Annotated in this window: 15 protein-coding genes and 1 tRNA gene; 9 read left to right on the forward strand and 7 right to left on the reverse strand. The window is 56.2% G+C overall.

The genetic code is table 11. The annotated features are described in order from the left end of the window. Positions 1 to 270: 270 nt before the first annotated feature. Positions 271 to 2,343 (forward strand): lytic transglycosylase domain-containing protein, encoded by a 2,073-nt coding sequence (locus tag CFBP5473_RS10310; protein WP_027675410.1) that lies wholly within the window; start codon positions 271 to 273, stop codon positions 2,341 to 2,343. A gap of 134 nt (positions 2,344 to 2,477) precedes the next feature. Here the strand turns inward: CFBP5473_RS10310 and CFBP5473_RS10315 are convergent, their stop codons facing one another. Then, entirely contained in the window at positions 2,478 to 3,620 is a 1,143-nt protein-coding gene (locus CFBP5473_RS10315; protein WP_027675411.1) for a porin, read from the reverse strand. A 292-nt stretch (positions 3,621 to 3,912) separates the two neighbouring features. After that, positions 3,913 to 5,061 (reverse strand): porin, encoded by a 1,149-nt coding sequence (locus CFBP5473_RS10320; protein WP_027675412.1) that lies wholly within the window; start codon positions 5,059 to 5,061, stop codon positions 3,913 to 3,915. Positions 5,062 to 5,653: 592 nt separating this feature from the next. On the opposite strand from CFBP5473_RS10320, the gene CFBP5473_RS10325 reads away from it, so the two are divergent. The 3 genes from CFBP5473_RS10325 to CFBP5473_RS25045 all read left to right on the forward strand — a co-directional run bounded on the left by CFBP5473_RS10325 (position 5,654) and on the right by CFBP5473_RS25045 (position 6,475). Then, a tRNA-Ser gene (locus CFBP5473_RS10325) sits at positions 5,654 to 5,744 on the forward strand. A gap of 104 nt (positions 5,745 to 5,848) precedes the next feature. Continuing rightward, positions 5,849 to 6,202, forward strand: coding sequence for a hypothetical protein (locus CFBP5473_RS10330; RefSeq protein ID WP_027675413.1), 354 nt, complete (start codon positions 5,849 to 5,851; stop codon positions 6,200 to 6,202). 96 nt (positions 6,203 to 6,298) lie between these two features. After that, positions 6,299 to 6,475, forward strand: coding sequence for a hypothetical protein (locus CFBP5473_RS25045; RefSeq protein ID WP_169696884.1), 177 nt, complete (start codon positions 6,299 to 6,301; stop codon positions 6,473 to 6,475). Here the strand turns inward: CFBP5473_RS25045 and CFBP5473_RS10335 are convergent, their stop codons facing one another. Both CFBP5473_RS10335 and CFBP5473_RS10340 read right to left on the reverse strand, forming a co-directional pair. Further along, positions 6,476 to 7,273 (reverse strand): aldolase/citrate lyase family protein, encoded by a 798-nt coding sequence (locus tag CFBP5473_RS10335; RefSeq protein ID WP_027675415.1) that lies wholly within the window; start codon positions 7,271 to 7,273, stop codon positions 6,476 to 6,478. A 12-nt stretch (positions 7,274 to 7,285) separates the two neighbouring features. Next, positions 7,286 to 8,503 (reverse strand): NAD(P)/FAD-dependent oxidoreductase, encoded by a 1,218-nt coding sequence (locus CFBP5473_RS10340; RefSeq protein WP_027675416.1) that lies wholly within the window; start codon positions 8,501 to 8,503, stop codon positions 7,286 to 7,288. Between the two features lie 279 nt (positions 8,504 to 8,782). Here CFBP5473_RS10340 and CFBP5473_RS10345 point away from each other — a divergent pair, with 279 nt between their 5' ends. The 3 genes from CFBP5473_RS10345 to CFBP5473_RS10355 all read left to right on the forward strand — a co-directional run bounded on the left by CFBP5473_RS10345 (position 8,783) and on the right by CFBP5473_RS10355 (position 10,997). Beyond that, positions 8,783 to 9,136, forward strand: a complete 354-nt coding sequence (locus CFBP5473_RS10345; protein ID WP_027675417.1) for a hypothetical protein — start codon at positions 8,783 to 8,785, stop codon at positions 9,134 to 9,136. Between the two features lie 133 nt (positions 9,137 to 9,269). After that, positions 9,270 to 10,382: a pyridoxal phosphate-dependent aminotransferase gene (locus CFBP5473_RS10350; protein ID WP_027675418.1), complete on the forward strand. Its 1,113-nt coding sequence runs from the start codon at positions 9,270 to 9,272 to the stop codon at positions 10,380 to 10,382. Positions 10,383 to 10,466: 84 nt separating this feature from the next. Next, positions 10,467 to 10,997: a hypothetical protein gene (locus tag CFBP5473_RS10355; protein ID WP_136954347.1), complete on the forward strand. Its 531-nt coding sequence runs from the start codon at positions 10,467 to 10,469 to the stop codon at positions 10,995 to 10,997. Between the two features lie 438 nt (positions 10,998 to 11,435). Here CFBP5473_RS10355 and CFBP5473_RS10360 read toward each other — a convergent pair whose 3' ends face one another. Beyond that, complete coding sequence (locus CFBP5473_RS10360; RefSeq protein ID WP_027675420.1) at positions 11,436 to 11,702, reverse strand: SEL1-like repeat protein; 267 nt, start codon at positions 11,700 to 11,702, stop codon at positions 11,436 to 11,438. Positions 11,703 to 12,208: 506 nt separating this feature from the next. On the opposite strand from CFBP5473_RS10360, the gene CFBP5473_RS10365 reads away from it, so the two are divergent. Further along, on the forward strand, positions 12,209 to 12,547 hold the full coding sequence (locus CFBP5473_RS10365) for a DUF2147 domain-containing protein (RefSeq protein WP_027675421.1): 339 nt from the start codon (positions 12,209 to 12,211) through the stop codon (positions 12,545 to 12,547). Between the two features lie 53 nt (positions 12,548 to 12,600). Here the strand turns inward: CFBP5473_RS10365 and CFBP5473_RS10370 are convergent, their stop codons facing one another. Next, positions 12,601 to 12,975 carry a nuclear transport factor 2 family protein gene (locus tag CFBP5473_RS10370; protein ID WP_027675422.1) on the reverse strand — a complete coding sequence of 125 codons (375 nt, stop codon included), beginning with the start codon at positions 12,973 to 12,975 and terminating at the stop codon, positions 12,601 to 12,603. A gap of 1 nt (position 12,976) precedes the next feature. Further along, positions 12,977 to 13,366: an ACT domain-containing protein gene (locus CFBP5473_RS10375; protein WP_027675423.1), complete on the reverse strand. Its 390-nt coding sequence runs from the start codon at positions 13,364 to 13,366 to the stop codon at positions 12,977 to 12,979. A gap of 231 nt (positions 13,367 to 13,597) precedes the next feature. Here CFBP5473_RS10375 and CFBP5473_RS10380 point away from each other — a divergent pair, with 231 nt between their 5' ends. Further along, on the forward strand, positions 13,598 to 15,508 hold the full coding sequence (locus CFBP5473_RS10380; protein WP_027675424.1) for a PhoX family protein: 1,911 nt from the start codon (positions 13,598 to 13,600) through the stop codon (positions 15,506 to 15,508). The last annotated feature ends 25 nt before the right edge of the window (positions 15,509 to 15,533 follow it).

The raw sequence follows: 15,533 nt of genomic DNA on the forward strand, positions 1-15,533 counted from the left end.
GGAATTAAGGTCAGCCGGGAGGCGGCAGAAGTCGCGGCAAATACCGCCTTCAAAGCCAAATGTTACCGAGATTTGATCGAATGCGAGGCTTTTCGGTAAGGTTTCATTAAGGCTGTGAGCACCTAATGGGAGCGAGGGCAACTCTGGTAATTTGCAGCCATCGTACCGATGTTGAAATTGAAGAGCTGCCTCGATGTTGTTTCGCCTCATCTGGCAGTGTTTGGCCGCTGAAGATGTATGGGATCATCCGCTGAAGTCGTGAGTACGGGCATGAAGAAAACAGCTATTGGCTTGATGGCAGCAGGTCTGGCAGCGACCGTTTGGAGCGCTTGGGCAGGCCCAGCGCCCGATGGCGTCGTTCCCCTGCCATTCGTCAAGCCTGACGCGCCGACGGTTCCGGCCTTCCTGCCCGCCTCACCAGAAGTTACCGGCTCCATCATCCGCCCCGCCAATCCGCTTAACGTTTCCGATCTCAAGGCCGGTCTCGATGCGCTTTCCAGCCGCGATGCGACGCGGGCGATTGCCATTCGCAACGCCTTGGCATCCGGCAGCCTCGACCGGCACATTCTGACTTGGGCGATTGCCATTTCCGGACAGAAGGATGTGCCTTCTGCCGAAATCACGGCTGCACAACGCGAACTTTCCGGCTGGCCGGGGCTCTCGACCCTGCGCGCCAATTCCGAACGCGCCATGCTGCGGGAAAATCCAACGGCTGCAGATGTCATCGCCTCCTTCGGTGCGGCCAAGCCCGAAACGCCGGAAGGCACGATTGCACTTGCCCACGCATTGACCGCAACTGGCAACACCGCCCGTGCCCAGCAGCTCATCCGGCAGCTTTGGGTTAATAAGGGCATGGATACCGATCTCGAGGATCGCGTCCTTGCGGAATTCGGCAATTCCCTTTCCGTTGCCGACCACAAGGCGCGGATGGATTATCTGATGTATCGCAGCCGCGTCAGCCAGGCGAAACGCTTTGGCGATCTCGGCAAGGCGCAGTCGCTCTACAAAGCGTGGGCGGCAGTGCTTCAACGGGCAAACAACGCCCCTGCTCTCCTGAATGCCGTCGATTCTTCGTGGCGCAGCGATCCCGTCTATCTCTTTGCGCAGATAGAAAGCCTGCGCCATCAGCAGAAATATGAGGATGCCGCCAAGCTTCTGGCGCAGGCGCCGAAGGATCAGGCGAAGCTGATGAACCCCGGCGAGTGGTGGAACGAGCGGCGGATCATCGCGCGTGGGCTCGCGGATCTTGGTGATTTTGAGGGTGCGTATCGCATCGTCGCAAATCACTCCGCAACATCTCCCGTGGATGTTGCGGATGCGGAATTTCATGCCGGCTGGTACGCCCTGCGCGCCCTGCACCAACCCGCAGTCGCCGCGAAGCACTTCAACGCGCTGCTTGAAACATCGAACCGGCCATTGTCGGCATCCCGCGCCTATTACTGGCTGGGCCGCGCAGCGGAAGCAGGCGGACCGGGCAATGCGCGCGACTATTTCTCCAAGGCGGCGAAGCATCCCGGCACTTTTTATGGCCAGCTCGCCGCTGCTCGGATCGGCGTGACCACGCTCAACGTCACCTATCCCTCGCCGACATCCGGCGATCGCGAACGCTTCGCCAGCCGCGAAGCGGTGCGGGCCATCGAACGTCTCGAGGCCGCCGGTTACAGCTGGCGCGCGGACGGCATCTACCGCGCCTTGGCCGACCAGATCGACAGCCCCGGCGAGTTGGCGATTCTCGCCGCACGTGCGGAACGCAACAACAACCACCAAGTCTCGCTGCAAATCGGCAAAACCGCCTTCAGCCGCGGCATCGACGCCGCAGCGCTCGCCTATCCCATCGGCGTGATTCCGGTCAGCGCCAATATTTCCGGCTCCGGCAAGGCTCTTGCCTACGCCATTGCCCGGCAGGAAAGCGCCTTCAACCCCGCCGCAGTCTCCCCCGCCAATGCGCGCGGCCTTTTGCAATTACTGCCGGGAACCGCCAAAGGCGTCGCCAACCGCCACGGCATGCCGTTTACCCAGGCCAAGCTAACGACGGATGCCGGTTACAACGCTACACTGGGCGCCCATTACCTCGGCGAACAGATCGAAAGCTTCGGCGGCTCCTACATTCTCACCTTCATCGCCTACAACGCAGGCCCCAAACGCGTCCCCGAATGGATCACCCGCTACGGCGACCCCCGCGGCAAACCAATCGATGACGTGGTGGACTGGATAGAACGCATCCCCTTCCCCGAAACCCGCAACTACGTGCAGCGGGTGATGGAAAATTATCAGGTGTACAAAACCCGGCTTGGGCAACAGGCGGATATTGTTGACGACCTGAGGAATGGCCGGTCTGGCTAGTCGAAGAAATTGTCTTAAACAGCAAAAGGCGCCGACGAAAATCGGCGTCTTTTTGTTTGGGGACATGACAACCAGAAAAGGAAAAACCCGGCTCGAAAGCCGGGTTTAACAAACTGACTAGATATCAGATCAGATTAGAACGAACGCTGAAGGCGGACGAGACCGAAAACCTGATCATCGACGCCGTCTTCATCGCGGTAGTTGACGGAAACCTTACCGGTCAGACCTTCAGTGAACTTGTAGTCGACGGTTACACCAGCTGCCCAAGCATCACGATTGGAGAAATCGTCACCACGAAGAGCTGTGCCTGTCGAGGTGAACACGCCACCAGCTACTGTTCCAAGAACAACAGTGTCGGCTACGTTGCCGAAGTACTGTGCAGCTGGCGTGATCGTTAGCTTATCAGTTGCCTTGAGAGCGTATTCTGCCGCAACTGTCCACTCAGACTCCGCATAGTAAGCGTTGCCACCAGAAGCCCAGATGCCAGACAGACCCAAAGTACCAGGACCGAGGTCAGCGAATACTAGAGCACGGATAGCACCTTCTTCCTGATCTACGTCGTAAGAACCGATCAACTGAATAGTAGCAGCGCCGAATTTCGCACCTACGCCGCCTGTAATGCCAACGTTATTATCAGCTTCCTGCGAGTACAAGTCGATGCCAGCGATGCCCGAAGGACCTACCAGACGAGCGAGACCAGAGTTTGTGCCCTCGAGTTCGTCAACCGAGACACCAGCCCAAAAAGAACCTGCATCGTAGGTGTAGCGAATGGAGTTAAACAGCGTGTTCGTCGAAAGAACATCGGTCTCGCCAGAAAGATCGTCATCCCACCAGCTGTAGAACTTACCGACCTTCAGGCCGCCGAGTTCGATGAACGCCTGATCAACGAAGAAGCCAGAGCCCTGGTTGCCGGAGGTGCCAGCGGTTGCACCACCAACGCCGGAGTCAGCGTTGCCGCGGAAGCCGATGAAGCCGCGCAAAGCGCCGAGCTCGGTGTCGGTGCGGGTGTCAACTTCGAACTGAGCGCGCGTGAACGAATCCCAATCAGACGAACCGGATTCGTCTCGACCGAAGTCTGTCTGGAAACGAACGTAACCGCCGAACTTTAAACAAGTTTCGGTTCCAGGAATGTAGAAGAAGCCAGTACCGAAAGCGTCGCAAACGCGAACGTATTCCAGGGGCTCAGGCTCAGCAGCGACGATAGCGTCAGCGGCCTTTGCGCCAGATACTGCTGCGAGAGCCGCAGCGGAGCCGATGAGAAGGCTCTTGATGTTCATGTTGACCTCCAGTCAAAACAGTCGAAGCAGCGGGTGGGATCGCAGAATTTGCGGTGCTGCTATGAAATGATTAGAGCCAAAACGGGGGATTCGCGCAATCAATTAGGAAAAATTTTCGTCACAATCAAATCAGGTTCTCGCCACACTGTTGCTCGTTCGCTACAAATTGATCAAGCTGCTAATGATACATTAAGAGATGGTTAATAGCCCAAAGCGCTCTGAAATTACGCTCATAAAGCAAAAAACCCGGCTCGAAAGCCGGGTTTCTTAAATCTAACCGAAGTTAGAAATATTAGAACGAACGCTGCAGACGAACGAAGCCATTCCAGTTTTCGTCGCGGCCGTCTTCGTCGTAGTAGTTAACTGCGACCTTGGTGGAGAGGCCCTGTGTGATTTTGTAATCAACAGTCAGGCCAGCCTGCCAAGCGTCACGGTTAGAGAAGTCGTTCGTGATGATCGCGGATGTGCCAGTAAGAGCAGTGCCAGCAGCGTTTACGAAAGCAACGCGGTCAGCAACGTTACCGAAGTACTGGCCACCGGGAGTGATGGTCAAACGGTCAGTCGCCTTGATTGCGTATTCAGCCGCAACTGCCCACTCGGACTGTGCGTAGTAAGCGTTTGCGCCAGAAGCCCAAACACCAGCCAGACCAAGCGTGCCTGGGCCGAGGTCAGCCGTAGCGATAAGGCGCACTGCACCTTCTTCCTGGTCGACGTCGTAAGAACCGATAAGCTGCAGCGATGCGCCGCCGAACTTGCCGCCGATACCGCCGGTTACGCCAACGTTGTTGTCAGCTTCCTGCGAAACGGCAAGAGTCTGTACGCCGCCGATGATCGGGCCAAGGCCGGTTACAGTAGCGAACTGAGCGTTGGTGCCTTCCAGCTCGTCAACCGAGATGCCAGCCCAGAAGGAGCCTGCGTCGTAGGTGTAACGGATGGAGTTGAAGAGAGCGTTCGTGGAGAGAACGTCAGCTTCGCCAGAGAGGCCATCGTCCCACCAGCTGTAGAACTTACCGACCTTCAGGCCGCCGAGTTCGATGAAAGCCTGATCAACAAATACGCCAGAGCCCTGATTGCCGGAGGTGCCAGCAGTTGCGCCGCCAACGCCAGAGTCTGCGTTGCCGCGGAAGCCGATGAAGCCACGCAGAGCGCCGAGCTCGGTGTCGGTGCGAGTGTCAACTTCGAACTGAGCGCGTGTGAAAGAGTCCCAGTCAGACGTGCCAGAGAGGTCACGGCCGAAGTTGGTCTGGAAACGAACGTAACCGCCGAACTTCAGGCAGGTTTCAGTGCCAGGGATGTAGAAGAAGCCCGTGCCGAAAGCGTCGCAAACGCGAACGTATTCCAGGGGCTCAGGCTCAGCAGCGACGATAGCGTCAGCGGCCTTTGCGCCAGATACTGCTGCGAGAGCCGCAGCGGAGCCGATGAGAAGGCTCTTGATGTTCATGTTGACCTCCAGTCAAGTTTCAAAAGGGTCTGGGTTCTTAAGCTGAAGGACAGCATTCCCTGCCCCATTCCCGTGTTTTTTTGAAAACGGACGATCCACCGCCTCGCTTCCGGTGCTGAAAATACAAAAGCTTGCGGCGCTTGCAATCGGCAAACGCTGATATGACGGATTTCCCCAGCCGCTTCACATCACGATGTTGCTGAAAAAACACAATTCGGCCCGGCGCCAGATGCATATCTTTATAAAACTTTAAAAATACCCAAGGATTTCCGCATCTTAACAAAAAGTTAATATGGGTATTCGCACTCCCGCCTGACGGCAGAACCGTGACCATTGCGCGACAGTCTCGTGTCTACCGGCCATCTTATAAGGGGAGCGCTCACTGCATTATACGCATGCGCATACGATAAATGATGAGACGATTCCTTGCCGCCATGCAGAATCAGGGGAGCGATTCGAGTATCCGACAAATCTGCCTTTCGCGCTTTCATCCGCCATCCGTGGAAAACTCCAACGCCTTTTGCAGACTTTTTCCATTCTCTTCGCAAAAGCGCTTGCATTCATTTTTTATACGCAATAATCAGGCGGCACCGGAGAGGTGGCCGAGTGGTCGAAGGCGCTCCCCTGCTAAGGGAGTATACGTCAAAAGCGTATCGTGGGTTCGAATCCCATCCTCTCCGCCATCCCCAGTAGTTGATAAATCACAGTAATTTCGATTTGGTCCGGTTTGGAACGATCTTGCGTTTCGACGCGTTATTGCCTCGAAACCAACAAGAGGTGATTTCAAATGGCTCAGACCAAATTGAACGTTGTAGAAGATTCGCTTGAGAACCAGATCTCGGAGCTGCGCTCGCAGATCGCTTCACTTTCCAAATCAGTTTCGGCCCGTGCAGGCGTGATTTCCGATGAAGCTTCGGATTTTGTCGATGACGCAAAGGGTCGCGTTCAGCGCGCCGCGCACACCGCTGCCCATACGGTGAAGGTGCAGGGCCACAATGTGGTTGAAGCGGTAAAGGAAAATCCTGGCACTGCGACATCGCTTCTGACTGTTGTCGGCGCGCTCGGTTTTGCTCTCGGTTACGCCGTTGCGAGTGCTGCAAACCAGCAGTCCAGCAAGAGCAGCCTTTATCGCTGGCGCTAACCGCGTCGCGACTTTCGCTGAAAAGTTTGAGCGATCAAATCAGGGCAGAAAGGCACGCCTTCTTGCCCTTTTTCATGAGCAATCGGGAGAATCACCATGAGCTTTACGCCTGAGATTGAAACCGCGCTTGCTTCTTATGCGCAGGAACACGGTCTCGAGAGAGAAGAAGCAGTCAGCCGAATCGTGAGAGAATGGCTGGTTCAGGAAGGCTATATGTTTTCCGGCGAGGAAGGCATTCCGCCGCAAAAGCTGAATGCAAGCAATGACGACTGATCAGTAGCTTGACGTTTTTGCCGGGGCGGCGCCGCCCTTGTAGCGAGATGCGAGCTGGCGCAGGGCGCCGGAAAACTCCGACACATCCGCGCCGACAGCGACGAATGAAGCGCCGAGTTCCAGATATCGTCTGTTGTATATCTCGTTGAAAGTCAGGATTCCAGCCGCTTTGCCTGCAGCGACGATCTTTCTGATCGCACCTTCTATGACCTCCTGAACCTCGGGCTCATCGATTCGCCCGAGATAGCCCATATCTGCGGCGAGATCCGCCGGGCCGATGAAGATGCCGTCCACTCCATCAACGTTCAAAATGTTATCGAGGTCGGCTATTGCCGCACGGGTTTCAGCCTGGATTAGCAGGCACACATTGTCGGAAGCAGTCTGATTATAATCGGGCACGCTGTTGTAACCGGATGCACGGGCAACAACAGCGCCCATGCCGCGGATGCCGCGCGGTGGATAATGCATGGCGGATACGAGCGCCCTCGCCTGCTCCGATGAATCGACCATAGGCACGAGAAGCGTGCGGGCTCCGGCATCCAGCATTTGCTTGATGATCCAGCTTTCGCCCACCGGCACACGCACGACTGGTTCGGCGGAAGATGTCGCAAGCGCGCGCAGCTGATCGATAATGCTACGAAGATCGTTCGGGCCATGCTCTCCGTCTATCACCAGCCAGTCGAAACCGGCGGTTCCGGCAATCTCCGCGGTGATCGCCTCGCCCATGTCCAGCCAAAGTCCGATCTGCGGCTTTCCGTGGTGAATGGCGGTTTTGAAGCGGTTTTCGGAGGCTGGCATCGGAATTCCTATTCAGGCAAGGAGCAGTTTCAGATCGGCGGAGTGATCCGCAAGGATTGCCCGGTTCGGCTGGGCACCGGTATCAAGCAGCTTCTTTCCGGTCACATAGGCCTTGGCGTCGTTGATGGCATCGACTGCGATGAACTGGCCGTTACGGAAATACCAGACCGAATGGCTGCCTTCCCGCTGGCCGCGGCGCTGCACCGTTTCGTCGTAGCCCGCATTGAAACCGGCAATTTGCAGCTTCACATCATATTGATCCGACCAGAACCACGGCTTTGGAACGTAAGGCCTGTGTTCGCCAGCCAGAACATGGGCTGCGGCTTCTGCCTGATCGACTGCGTTCTGGACCGATTCCAGCCGCACCGATTCGCCATTCATCGGCAGCAGAGTGCAATCGCCCATGGCGTGAATATCGGGGTCCGAGGTGCGGGTGAAGGCATCGACAAGAATGCCGTTGCCCACATCGAGGCCCGATTCGCGGGCAAGCCGGTCGTTCGGTGTCACACCAATGCCGGCGACGACGAAGTCTACTTTAATGGTCGAACCATCGGAAAGCTCAGCGGTGGTTACGCGGCCATCGGTGCCGTTCAGGCGAACGAGGCCGGTCTTTTCGCGAAAGGAAACGCCGCGTGCCTGATGAATATGGCGCATGATCGCCGCTGTTTCAGCCGAGGCAACGCGCTGAAGAATGCGGTCTGCCATCTCAATGAGGGTGACTTCAAGCCCGAGCTGACGTGCCACAGCGGCTGCCTCCAGCCCGATGTAACCGCCGCCGATGACGAGAAGCCTGCGCCCGGGCTGCATTTCTTCCATCAACCGGTCGGCATCGCGTTTATCACGAACGGTCAGCACGCCCTCAAGATCGCCTCCAACGCCTGCTGGCAGCGCGCGGGGCGTGGCGCCCGTCGTCAAAGCCAGCTTGTCATAGTCCAGAACCGAACCGTCCTGCATGCGTACTGTCTTTGCCTTGCGATCGATTTCCTCGACCCAGGTGGACAGGCGAATCTCGACATTGTTTTCGGTGAACCATTCCGCAGGGCGAAATTCAAGCCGGTCGAATGTCATCTCGCCCATCAGGTATTTCTTGGAAAGTGGCGGTCGCTGGTAAGGCAGCACATCTTCCGAACCGATGATGGTGATGGGCCGCTCATCTTTAAGCGCACGCATTTTGGCTGCGAGAGCAAAGGCCGCCTGCCCTGCACCGACGATAACCAACCTGCCTGCCATGATCTGCCGCTCCACCCGAAATCGCTGTTTGCACAGGCAGGCGTAACGCCAAGTACGCACCACGTCAACCGTGTCAGGCTGCCTTGGATGCGCGCGGGCGCAAGTCCGGCGCAACCTTATGGATGCAAAAGGGTTTCAAGATGCGAAGATTGAAGTCGCAGGCTTTAGCATTGTGGCAAAACAGGGCAGAAGACGTTGAATTTTAACGTTTCCGTTCAGTATCCGGCAATGAAGCAGGCGTAATATTGAATAACGACAAGAGACAATCGGGAGGTTGTCATGGCGCTAAACGTCAACATAGATGCGAAGGATGCCGTTCCACAGGACGAGATGTATGAAAAATACACCATCGACCGCCCGGGAAAGATCACCTTCATAGGCCACCACCTCAGCGCCAAGAACACGATGCGCTGCCTCATCCGCACGATCTCGCTCTATGGTGCGGATTTGGAGGTCAGCCCGCATCTGGAAATGCCGACAAATTTCTATCTGGAAATCCTCGGCATTCGCGATGAAATCGGCTGCACGCTGATCCGCAGGGAAGAAGAGAGTGCGTCGGTTGGGTTCAACATGCTGATCGACCCGGAGTTTCTGCACCATATCCGCCGGTTGAGCTTCGAAACATCTGCCTGATCTTTAAAGCGTCTGTACTGACGAGCGAAAAACAAGTCCAAAACACTGGCATTTACATTGGCCTGCCTTGCGCGGGCCAATTTTGTTTCTATTGTTAGGCAGTCTGCCTCACAAGATTACGGAACTATCTGAAATGTCCGCATTTTCGCGCTTTACGTCGCTCGGCTCATCGCTTCCTTCCACCGTTCCATTCGTTGGCCCGGAGGCTATCGAGCGCAACCGCAAGCTTCCGGTAAAGGCGCGTATCGGCGCCAATGAAAGCGGTTTTGGCCCTGCGCCTTCGGTGCTGGAAGCGATGCGGCAGGCGGCGTCCGAAACCTGGATGTATGCAGATCCGGAAAATTACGAGTTGCGCGAGGCGCTGGCGATCTATCATGGCATCTCGCGTGGTAATATTGCCGTTGGTAACGGAGTGGACGGCCTTCTGGGAGAAATCGTGCGGCTGGTGGTGGAACCCGGCACGCCGGTTGTCACCTCTTTCGGCGGTTACCCTACCTTTAATTACCATGTGAATGGCTTTGGCGGACGGCTGGTTACCACGCCCTATCTCGATGACCATGAAAATCTCGATGGTCTTCTCGATCTCGTCGTGAAGGAAAATGCACCGCTGGTTTATTTCGCCAACCCGGATAACCCGATGGGAAGCTGGTGGGATGCGAATGAGGTTCTGACCTTCGCCAAGGCCCTGCCGGAAACCTGCCTGCTGATCCTCGATGAAGCCTATTGTGAAACTGCGCCGGAAAGCGCCATTCCCAGCGTCCGTGCCATGATCGGCATGCCAAACGTGTTGCGCATGCGCACATTCTCCAAGGCTTACGGTCTTGCAGGCGCACGCGTGGGCTATGCCATCGGCACGCTTGGCAATGCGCAGGCGTTCGACAAAATCCGCAACCACTTCGGCATGTCGCGCGTATCGGTCGCCGCCGCTTTGGCGGCGTTGAAGGATCAGGCCTATTTGCGGGATGTGGTGAAACGCATTGCCAATGCGCGCGAACGCATCTCCACCATTGCCCGCCAGAATGGCCTTTCGCCCCTTCCCTCCGCCACCAACTTCGTCACAATCGATTGTCACAAGGATGGCGCTTACGCCAAATCCATCGTGGACGGCCTGATGGACCACGGCGTCTTCATCCGCATGCCCGGCGTTGAACCCCTGAACCGCTGCATTCGCGTAAGTGCAGGCCCGGATGAGAAGTTGGATCTGTTTGCTGAAGCTTTGCCGAAGGTCTTGAAGGCGTTGGTGTGATTGAACCCCATGCGCTTACGGGCGCAACGAGAAGCAGTGTTATTTTTAAAAGTTTTTTACTTATGATTTTCTGGAGCCGTATGTTTGAAGATCAAACATTGTAATGTCGAATATGACATTTCGCACCTGAACAGTCGTGTGCTCCAGATGGGGAATTGGATTGGAGCGCGGCAACAACTGATTCAAGTGGAAGTCGAAGCCAAATACTCGTGCCACTGCTATACAGAATCGGCGCTCGCCGAGCCAGAGCGCGAGGTGTGGAGCTTACGCGAACGAAACGAATGGCGAGTGTTTGATTTGACGCGTCATTCTTTGTCCATTCATGTTCCCAGGATCATTGAAACTCTCATTCAAAAGCCGAACAAGCAAATACAAAAAGTCTCTGGCCGGCATAATTTCAAAGTGTTTCAGCTCGGCCTGAATGGGGTTAAGCCGGGCGAAAAATATTACGTGTTCTTCAAAATTGAGAAGACATCCAGAATCGGAATTCCGGGCTTTCATCAAGTGCGATTGAGCGTGGAAAGTGCATATCCAAAAGATAATATCGTCGCGGGCAAATGGCGCCCGCCCTTTGGAACTGCGATAGAGGAAATTCTTGGTCTCAGAGGAGAATAAAACTGGAGTAGCGTCGCCACTCCAGTTTTTATAACCCGGCGCAACCAAGGCGTAAGCCTCACAGCCCTAAGCAAGTGCCTGACCAAAAGGCCAAGGGTATCGCTACCATTTCCGGGCAGAACCCGGCGAAGCCGATCTGTAGCGACGTTGTAAATATGAAGTCGGCAGCCTGAAATGTCAATGTTTCGCGTAAGCGCGTTCTCTTACTTACAGGGCAAAATTCTCAGGTTGCGAACGAGACTTTGCAACAAAACAAAAAACCGCGCCAGCCTTGTTCCTGCCGGTCACGGTTTTGATGTGTCAGCGCAAGCCTTCGCCTGGCCGCTTGTCCCTTGCGGGTTATGCGTTTGTTGTTCCGGCCGGGACTGGAGGAAACCAGCCGGGAATGGTTGGCGATCTTCAGGGATCGCTCCGTCTTTTTGAAATCTGGTGTCTGAATTAGTGCGAAGTCATCCAGTCGCGGGCGGCGCGTAGCGCCGTTGCGAGGTCTGCCTTCGTCATGTTGCGGGCAAGATCGGCGCGCAGCGAAGCTGCTCTTTCCGAACCCTTGATGGCTGCGATGTTCAGCCATTTGTGAGCGGAAACGAGGTCCACCGGGCAGCCTCGGCCTGTCGCGTAGATCAGGCCGAGATTGCAGAAGACATCCGCGCGGCTTTGCCCACCGGCAACGGCCATTTCGATATCGCGCATTTCAAATCGTGCCATTTTTTTAGTCCCTGTTTGCCCGTGGTCTTCCTGTTTCTTCGCTTCTCTGCGGAAGCTTCTGGTCTTGGGGCGCTACCGTCTTCTGCGGCTTTTTCGGCCCCCGCCGTGGTCAGGTTGTCCCTGCTCTTTCAATGACCTCACTATGCCAAATGGCTTTCAACGGGCGCTTAAAATGCATGATTAACGGGGGCCAAACAAAGTCCAAACGATTGGTAAAGTTGGGTTTTTGTTAAATATGGGATGGCCCGGAAATTAAGGACTTTGCGCGCAATTTTACGAAAAGTTTACGGATGGATTTCAACCCTTTGTTCACCACGCCAGAAGCTTGGATTTTTCTTCAGCTCCAATTTCTGACCGCGAGACGAAAGAAAAATCGCTCAGACAGCCGCTTTGGCATGTTTCCTTTTACGTGAACGTCAACTATGAATCTCTCAATCGCACGGGGAGGTGCGATCTCGGGTGCTTGCAGTTTGCCCACCCGATTCACATTTGAATTGGAGGTTCTTATGAAGAAATTGACGATTCTTGCAGGTCTGGCATTCCTGATGGGCACCAGCGCCTTTGCCGCTGAAGCCATCGAAGGCAACTGGAAAACCGCCAGCGGCGAAACCGCAGCCATCGCCAAATGCGGCGGCGCTTTCTGCGTGACGCTGAAAACCGGCAAGCATGCGGGCAAACAGATCGGCAAGCTTGCCGGCACCGGCAACAGCTATTCCGGCGAAATCACCGATCCGGAGGCCGACAAGACCTATAGCGGTTCCGGCACCGTTTCCGGCAATTCGCTGAGCATGAAGGGCTGCGTATTGAAGGTGCTGTGCAAGTCGCAGACATGGACGCGCCTCTAACAACGTCTCGCGCGGCCTCGTGTCAGACGACATGAGGCCGCCGCTTTGGCAGATCAGGCGTGAAGCTGCTTCTCGCCGATCTTGAAGCGAGCGCTGGTGATCTTTCCATCGTCCACCTCGTAAATGCAGATCACCTCAAGCTCGCCTGGGCCTTCCGGGAAGGTGCGGATCACGCGCTCATGGTCGTTGACGAGATTGCCCATTGCCACACGGGACAACAAAATCCCGTTGAGATTGGGCTCATTGAAGCGCTCGACATGCCGCTGCCTGATTTCATCGGCACCGGTGGCCAGCAGTGTGGAGGGAAATGCGAAATATTCGCAGTCCGGCGCCCACCATTGCATGAAATCATCGATGTCTCGCCGATTATAGGCCTCAAGCTGCTTTTGCACGACATCGCTAGGCGTCAGCCCCGTCTGAGAATCCACTTTATGCTCCAGTAATAATGTGACCCGCCTCGGAAAGCAGCGCCCGCGCCTTTTCGAGATCGTCGGTTTTGACGAGAAGATGATCCCCATCGAACGTCGAAACCACGAAAATTCCGATGCCATTTTCCGAAAGCGGCCTGATGACCGAAAGGACGATGCCAGTCTCTCCAAACGCGAAGGGGCCAAGCAGCTTGAGGCAGGACCAGCCTCCGTCCTTGCGAACATCGTCCGGCACTCGCGCCTCAAGGCACACGATCGATAATTCATCATCCGTGCGGCTTATGCTGACGAAGCCGGGTCCGTCGGCCCACCGCGGTATTTCCTCCGTGGGCTCCAGCCGCGCGATGGCGTAAATTTGAGGGAGAATTTTTAGGTTGATGGACTTTGCCAAAGCGGTGCCTCACCTGAATTCAATAGAGTCGCCCTCTGCCTAACAAAATCAGCGTGATAAAGAAACGATGGTTCCAACATCGGATGAGGTGAATTTCGCATATTGCCCATGGCTACCCTTAAACACAATTTATAAGTGTTTTTGCCATATATTTCCGTCATATCGCTGTAATAAACCCTCTTTAGTTGCCCTCCCTGGAATTGTTCAAAACTAGAACCAATGGAGAGCGCCATGACGGATATCGACACAAGCAAGCTGAGCTGGGATGAGTGGGACGAGGTGCAGAACCCGCCGCCCGCCGTGACAGATTTCGACCGCGTGGTCGAATCGGCCATTTCGCGCCGTGGCTTTCTTGGCGGCGTTCTGGCATTCGGTTCCGCTGCCGCCGCTCTCGGCACCTTCGGCAACCTTGCCTCTTCCACCTCTGCGCAGGCGCAGGAAGCCGCATCGCGCTTTCCGTTCAAGCCGATTGCGGCCACCACGGACAGCACCATCCACGTACCGGAAGGTTACAGCTGGAAGGCATTTGCCAAGTGGGGCCAGCCGCTGTTCCCCAATGTGCCGGACATCGACCCGATCAAGGGCGTCAGCCTTGAAAACTCCGATAAGGTCTTCGGTGAAAACACCGACGGCATGGAGCTTTTCGTTGTCGGTAGCCACCAGCTGATTGCGGTCAACCATGAATATGTGAACAACGACACCAACCTGCCGCACCGCGAAAAGGGCATGCCCGCCAATCTGGATGAAGTGAAAATCCTCCAGCACATGCAGGGCGTCACCGTCATGGAAGTGGCTGAAGGCAAGGACGGCTGGGAAATCGTCGTCGGAAGCCCGTTCAACCGCCGCATTCACCACAACACTCCAATGAAGCTTTCCGGTCCTGCCGCCGGTTCCGATCTCGTCAAGACCGTCGCGGATGCGAATGGCATCGACTGTCTTGGCACCTTCAATAATTGCGGCGCGGGCCGCACGCCGTGGGGCACTTACCTCACCTGCGAAGAAAACTTCAACGGCTACTTTGGCTCCACCGTTGCCGATTTCAAAATGCCTGACGATTACAAGCGTTACGGCATCGCTGCCGAAACCCGCTATGGCTACGAGAAGTTCGATGAGCGCTTCGACGTTTCGAAGAACCCGAACGAGCCGCGTCGCGCCGGTTACGTCGTGGAAATCGATCCGTCAAACGCATCCTCCGCGCCGATCAAGCGCACCGCGTTGGGCCGCATCAAGCATGAAAACGCCGCCGTTGTGGTAGCGCGCGACGGTCGCGTCGTCGTTTACATGGGCGATGATGAGCGTGGCGAATTCCTCTACAAGTACATCTCCAACGGCATCTATGTTCCGGGTGGCGACACGTCCAAGCTTCTGGACGAAGGCACGCTCTACGTTGCCAAATTCACCGATGACGGCAATGGTGAGTGGGTAGCCCTGACGCCTCAATCCACCGGCATGAAGATGGACGAAATCTGCGTCTTCACCCGCCAGGCCGCTTCCAAGGTCGGTGCCACCACCATGGACCGTCCTGAATGGGTCGCGATCAACCCCGTCGCCATCGAGGCCTATTGCGCGCTGACCAACAACAGCCGCCGTGGCGAAGTGAAGGACGGCAAGATGCGCGCCAATGCAGGTGGCGATGCCATGCCGCTCAACGCCGCCAACCCGCGCGAGAAGAACGAATATGGCCAGATCGTTCGCTGGTATCCAGAAAACGACGACCACGCCGACGCCAAGTTCAAGTGGGACCTGTTCTGCATGGCTGGCAACCCGGATGTGCACAAGGACGCCTATGCCGGCTCCTCCAACATCCACTCCGGCAACATGTTCAACTCGCCCGATGGCATGATGTTCGATAGCACCGGCCTGCTCTGGATCCAGACGGATGGTGAAGATTCGAACGAAGGCGATTTCGCCGGTCAGGGCAACAACCAGATGCTGGCAGGCGACCCCGTCACCGGCCGCATCGAACGCTTCCTGACCGCACCGAAGGGTGCCGAAGTCACCGGCCAGACATGGTCCGCCGACAAACGCACCCACTTCGTCGGCATCCAGCACCCCAGCGCGCCCTTCCCGGATGGCGAAGGCAAACTGCCCCGCTCCGTCATCGTCGCCGTCAAGCGCGATGACAATGCCATGATCGGCTGAGGTTTATCGACATTAAGACGAGCGA

Origin of the sequence: Agrobacterium larrymoorei (assembly GCF_005145045.1) — a bacterium.
GTDB classification, from domain to species: domain Bacteria; phylum Pseudomonadota; class Alphaproteobacteria; order Rhizobiales; family Rhizobiaceae; genus Agrobacterium; species Agrobacterium larrymoorei.

Excerpts from the sequence above, each read along its gene's own strand:
- CFBP5473_RS10310 (WP_027675410.1), top strand. The coding sequence starts at position 271 with ATGAAGAAAACAGCTATTGGCTTGATGGCAGCAGGTCTGGCAGCGACC.
- CFBP5473_RS10315 (WP_027675411.1), bottom strand. The coding sequence starts at position 3,620 with ATGAACATCAAGAGCCTTCTCATCGGCTCCGCTGCGGCTCTCGCAGCA.
- CFBP5473_RS10320 (WP_027675412.1), bottom strand. The coding sequence starts at position 5,061 with ATGAACATCAAGAGCCTTCTCATCGGCTCCGCTGCGGCTCTCGCAGCA.
- CFBP5473_RS10330 (WP_027675413.1), top strand. The coding sequence starts at position 5,849 with ATGGCTCAGACCAAATTGAACGTTGTAGAAGATTCGCTTGAGAACCAG.
- CFBP5473_RS25045 (WP_169696884.1), top strand. The coding sequence starts at position 6,299 with ATGAGCTTTACGCCTGAGATTGAAACCGCGCTTGCTTCTTATGCGCAG.
- CFBP5473_RS10335 (WP_027675415.1), bottom strand. The coding sequence starts at position 7,273 with ATGCCAGCCTCCGAAAACCGCTTCAAAACCGCCATTCACCACGGAAAG.
- CFBP5473_RS10340 (WP_027675416.1), bottom strand. The coding sequence starts at position 8,503 with ATGGCAGGCAGGTTGGTTATCGTCGGTGCAGGGCAGGCGGCCTTTGCT.
- CFBP5473_RS10345 (WP_027675417.1), top strand. The coding sequence starts at position 8,783 with ATGGCGCTAAACGTCAACATAGATGCGAAGGATGCCGTTCCACAGGAC.
- CFBP5473_RS10350 (WP_027675418.1), top strand. The coding sequence starts at position 9,270 with ATGTCCGCATTTTCGCGCTTTACGTCGCTCGGCTCATCGCTTCCTTCC.
- CFBP5473_RS10360 (WP_027675420.1), bottom strand. The coding sequence starts at position 11,702 with ATGGCACGATTTGAAATGCGCGATATCGAAATGGCCGTTGCCGGTGGG.
- CFBP5473_RS10365 (WP_027675421.1), top strand. The coding sequence starts at position 12,209 with ATGAAGAAATTGACGATTCTTGCAGGTCTGGCATTCCTGATGGGCACC.
- CFBP5473_RS10380 (WP_027675424.1), top strand. The coding sequence starts at position 13,598 with ATGACGGATATCGACACAAGCAAGCTGAGCTGGGATGAGTGGGACGAG.